General features: G+C 37.2%; 4 protein-coding genes. All 4 read left to right on the plus strand.

Annotated elements, in window-relative coordinates; all coding sequences use genetic code 11:
* The first annotated feature begins 666 nt into the window (after window positions 1-666).
* The 4 genes from IQ228_RS21640 to IQ228_RS21655 all read left to right on the plus strand — a co-directional run bounded on the left by IQ228_RS21640 (window position 667) and on the right by IQ228_RS21655 (window position 4,355).
* Window positions 667-2,121 (plus strand): APC family permease, encoded by a 1,455-nt coding sequence (locus IQ228_RS21640; protein ID WP_035081330.1) that lies wholly within the window; start codon window positions 667-669, stop codon window positions 2,119-2,121.
* Between the two features lie 136 nt (window positions 2,122-2,257).
* Window positions 2,258-2,896, plus strand: coding sequence for a cadmium resistance transporter (locus IQ228_RS21645; protein ID WP_035081331.1), 639 nt, complete (start codon window positions 2,258-2,260; stop codon window positions 2,894-2,896).
* Window positions 2,897-2,976: 80 nt separating this feature from the next.
* A complete protein-coding gene (locus tag IQ228_RS21650; RefSeq protein WP_027401196.1) occupies window positions 2,977-3,813 on the plus strand; it encodes a sulfite exporter TauE/SafE family protein in 837 nt (278 codons plus the stop codon).
* Window positions 3,814-3,815: 2 nt separating this feature from the next.
* On the plus strand, window positions 3,816-4,355 hold the full coding sequence (locus IQ228_RS21655; RefSeq protein ID WP_027401197.1) for a DUF1634 domain-containing protein: 540 nt from the start codon (window positions 3,816-3,818) through the stop codon (window positions 4,353-4,355).
* Window positions 4,356-4,568 lie beyond the last annotated feature (213 nt).

Here is a 4,568-nt window from a genome sequence, read left to right on the forward strand (position 1 = left end):
TTATTAGATTACGTTGGCAACAATATCATACTATTTATTTTTATACTCGTATTTTTAGAGGTGAATAAATACATAGGCTATGAAAACTTTGTAAAGCAAGGCTTAATGGTAATCTTCCCCTAAATCACCTTTAAAGTCTGTGCAATTGGGGAGTATTATATACAACTTAAAGTTTAAAATATAAAAAAGTAATTTATCAAAATCAAATGGCACTAACTCCGATGTACTTTTCGGAATTTGTCAATGATGTATAAAATCTTAAAAAATATTTTTTATCTAACACTTGCTTACTAGGAACACATAAGGTAGTATTTAATTTGTCAAGATAAATACAGTTCGTGACCTCAAATGTATTCATAGATGCAAAAATTATTGAAACTCGGCATTTAAAGGATACAGGTTACAGAATAGTGATCATTATGACTTTCCTGAAATTGGCATTGATAGTCTCAAATATTTAACTAAAAATAGCCAGATTGTCATAGATATGCGAAGTTAATTACTGTACAATCTGATTTTAAATGACCACATAAAAGGAAAAAATTTAGATGGGGTTTGTCCACAATCAACATAAACAAATGTGCCTTATATATTCATCACATAAACATGAATAATTCCCCATAGTCTATCGAGTTATGTGTCATTTACCACTATAAAAACATAAAAATGAGTAAAGAAATATCTTCTTGTCAAAGTATTCATGGATTACGGGCAAATTGCCTGTCTTTTTCGGAAGTATTAGCGCAATCATTTGCTGTAATTGCACCCACAACTGTACCAGCATCTAATATTGGTTTAATTGTGGCACTTTCAGGAAATGGTACTTGGCTAAGTTTTGTGATTGGGTTGATTGGACTAATGTTAGTCAGCATTAACATTAACCAATTTGCTAGTCGTTCCGCATCTCCTGGTTCTCTCTATTCCTACATCACCCAAGGCTTAGGACCAACAGCAGGAGTAATTTGTGGTTGGAGTTTAGTGCTGGCTTATTTATTTACAGGAATGTCCGTTTTGTGCGGATTCGCTAATTTTAGTGGAATGCTAATTGGTCATTTGGGTATTCATCCTTCTAGCATCACACTGTTAGCTATTGGTGCAGGAATTTCCTGGTATGCAGCTTACAAAGATATCCAACTTTCGGCTGTAGCCATGCTTTGGTTAGAAGGTGCTTCCCTTGTTTTGATAAGTATCTTATGTATAATTATTTGGGCGCATAAAGGTTTTGCTGTGGATATGTCCCAAATCACCCTTTCTGGAGTTACTCCCGGTAGTGTAGCTACGGGACTTGTATTGGTGATGTTTGGTTTTTCCGGCTTTGAAAGTGCGACTAGCTTAGGTGATGAAGCCAAAAAGCCATTACGCACCATACCTAGAGCCGTTATGGGTAGTGTTATTCTTGCCGGGCTATTTTTTATTTCCACCACCTACATAGAAATTCTGGGTTTTCAAGGTACAGGCATCTCGATTAAAGACACCGAAGAACCTTTGGGTTTTCTGTCTCGACAAGCAGGAGTGGGTTTTTTGGGAGAATTGGTAGCGTTAGGCGCGTTGTTTAGTTTCTTTGCTTGCATTCTTGGCAGTATTAATCCTGCGGCTAGAGTGGCTTTTTTAATGGCTCGTCATGGTTTGTTTCATGCCTCTTTAGGTAACGCTCACGCAGCTAATAGAACTCCTCATGTTGCCGTCACGATATGTTCACTATTGACATTTTTGATCCCGGCAATAATGTCCTTCTTTCATATCAAACTATTCGATTGTATGGGCTATTTAGGGGCTATTTGTAGTTATGGATTTTTAACTGTTTATATTCTGATTTCTGTTGCTGCTCCAGTCTATCTATACAAAATCAGAAAACTTCGTTCGATAGATGTGGTGTTTGCGGTTTTAGCTGTGGCGTTCATGATGATCCCAGTTGTCGGTAGTGTGGGGATTCCTGGTAGTAGCCTGTTTCCCATGCCGGAAGCTCCTTATAATACCTTTCCTTACTTGTTCTTGTTGTATCTTTCTGTTACTTGTGGCTGGTTTTTTATTAAAAAACAACGTTCTCCTCACTTAGCAACAGGAATTATTCAAAGAGTTGATGATATTCATGCTCGATTCGCAGAAAGAAATAACTATTAAGGGGTGGTAATGGGTAATGGGTGATTGGTAATTGGTGATGGAGAAGAATCAACGTCAATTGTTACTTAATAATCCTCAATCAATATCTCTTGATAGTCAAAAATTCAAAATCTAAAATCTAAAATCTAACAACATTATGAGTATAGTAACTGCAATTAGTACCGGAGCAATGGCTTTTAGTGCCACGAACATTGATGATTTAGTCATTTTGACCTTGTTTTTTTCTCAGGTAAATGCTAAGTTTCGCCGTTGGCATATTATTATCGGTCAGTATCTAGGTTTCACCGCTTTAATTTTGGCTAGTTTGCCAGGTTTTTTTGGCGGTTTAATCTTACCCCGTCCTTGGATTGGGTTATTCGGTTTAGTCCCAATCATCATGGGGATCAGAAGTTTAATGAATCAAGAAGAGGATGAATCAGAGGGTGTGGAGACAGATACAGAAGTTTCAAAGCGATCGCTATGGGCGAAGTTTTTCAATTTGCAAACTTATAGTGTGGCGGCTGTGACATTTGCCAATGGAACAGATAACATTAGTATTTATGTGCCGATATTTGCCAGCAGTAATTGGCAAAGTCTATTAGTAATTTTGGGTGTTTTCTTTTCATTAGTGGGGGTGTTGTGTTACATAGCACATAAGTTAACTTATAATCAAGCCTTGGCTAACATTTTTACCAAATATGGTAATCGTTTCATGCCCTTTGTCTTAATCGGATTAGGTACTTTTATCTTCCTGGATAGTCGTAGTTTTAGTCTTCTCAATCTTATCCATAGATAAATTTCGGTTTCTGTTTACGTCCTGCTGACAAAAATTATCAAGGTTCATAAATATAGATTAAACAAAAGGGGGAATTTAAATTGAGCATATTAGCATTTTCTTTACTGGTTTGGTTGGGATCATTTAGTGCCGGCTTAGTCGGAGCATTAACTGGTTTAGGTGGTGGAATCGTCATAGTTCCATTATTAACTTCCGTCTTTGGTGTTGATATTCGCTATGCCGTTGGGGCATCATTAGTATCAGTTATTGCGACATCATTAGGTTCAGCATCTACATATATTAAAAAAGGCTACGCTAATCTGCGCTTGGGAATGTTTCTGGAAGTAGCCACCACCATTGGCGCTCTTATTGGGGCTTTAATAGCCACTCATGTAACCGTAAAAATACTTTCCTTGATTTTGGCAATTGTGCTAATTTATTCAGCATACTTGTCTCAACGCCCCAGACCAGAACAAACAGAAATTTCTCCACCAGACCCCTTAGCAGAATATCTCCAACTTAATGGGACTTACCCCACTCCTGATGGTGTAATCCCTTACCAAGTTCATGCTTTACCTGCTGGGTTCAGTATTATGTTAGTAGCAGGAGTGCTTTCTGGTTTATTGGGAATTGGTTCGGGAGCATTCAAGGTATTGGCTATGGATCAAGCCATGCGTCTCCCTTTTAAAGTTTCCACTACTACCAGTAATTTTATGATTGGTGTCACAGCCGCAGCCTCAGCAGGTGTTTATTTAACACAGGGATATATAGATCCAGGTTTATCTATGCCAGTAATGTTGGGAGTGTTACCAGGTGCTTTTTTGGGAGCCAGAATTTTAATCGGTGCTAAAACTCAAATTCTCAGAATTATCTTCAGTTTTGTATTGGTAGTAATGGCATTAAAAATGGTCTATAACAGTCTAATAGGAGGGCTGTAATTATGTATAAATTAAATTCTGGTTTTCGGTGGACTTGCACAACAGAGATAGAAAGAAAAGTTGGAAATTTCACTTTTCAATTAGAAGAGCGAGATTGTGATATTCAACAACTAGAAGAACAGCGTCTCAGTCATCATGATGAAAATCTTAATCATCAAAAATTCACAAAATCAGCCAATGAAAAACAATTAGAATATCTACTCAGTAACCTCCTTAAATATGGAGTTTTAATCGCTAGTTCTATAGTATTATTCGGAGGTATTTTGTACTTGATTAATCATGGTTCTGAGCCTGCTGAATATCAAATATTTCGAGGTACACCATCTGAGTTTCATTCCCCAACAGGTGTAGTAAATGCTGTTTTGGCAGGTAGCCGCCGGGGAATTATTCAATTAGGATTGTTGATACTCATTGCTATTCCTATTTTGCGCGTGATCATTTCTTTCTGCACTTTTCTTTTACAGCGAAATTTTGTCTATGTAATTATTACGTCATTAGTGCTTGCTAGTTTAACTTATAGCCTACTTGGGGCATATTACTAATATTTTTCACCAAAAATCAAAATATTTTTGAACTAAATAGTTAGTTTAAAAACTGGACATTTTCTCGCTTTCTAGGTTAAACTACACTAAGAGGATGTTTTAAAAGTATTAGATGAAACCGATAATCTCCAAAAACCTAACCCCCCTGCCCCCTTCCCTACGAGGGAAGGGGGTTTTCAAAGCCTCTCCCCGCTTCGGGGAGAGGTTTGGAGA

The sequence above is a fragment of the Dolichospermum sp. LEGE 00246 genome, assembly GCF_015207865.1.
Lineage (GTDB): Bacteria > Cyanobacteriota > Cyanobacteriia > Cyanobacteriales > Nostocaceae > Dolichospermum > Dolichospermum heterosporum.

What these genes read in the sequence shown, in the direction of transcription:
- IQ228_RS21640 (WP_035081330.1), top strand. Translation starts at nt 667, where the DNA reads ATGAGTAAAGAAATATCTTCTTGTCAAAGTATTCATGGATTACGGGCA.
- IQ228_RS21645 (WP_035081331.1), top strand. Translation starts at nt 2,258, where the DNA reads ATGAGTATAGTAACTGCAATTAGTACCGGAGCAATGGCTTTTAGTGCC.
- IQ228_RS21655 (WP_027401197.1), top strand. Translation starts at nt 3,816, where the DNA reads ATGTATAAATTAAATTCTGGTTTTCGGTGGACTTGCACAACAGAGATA.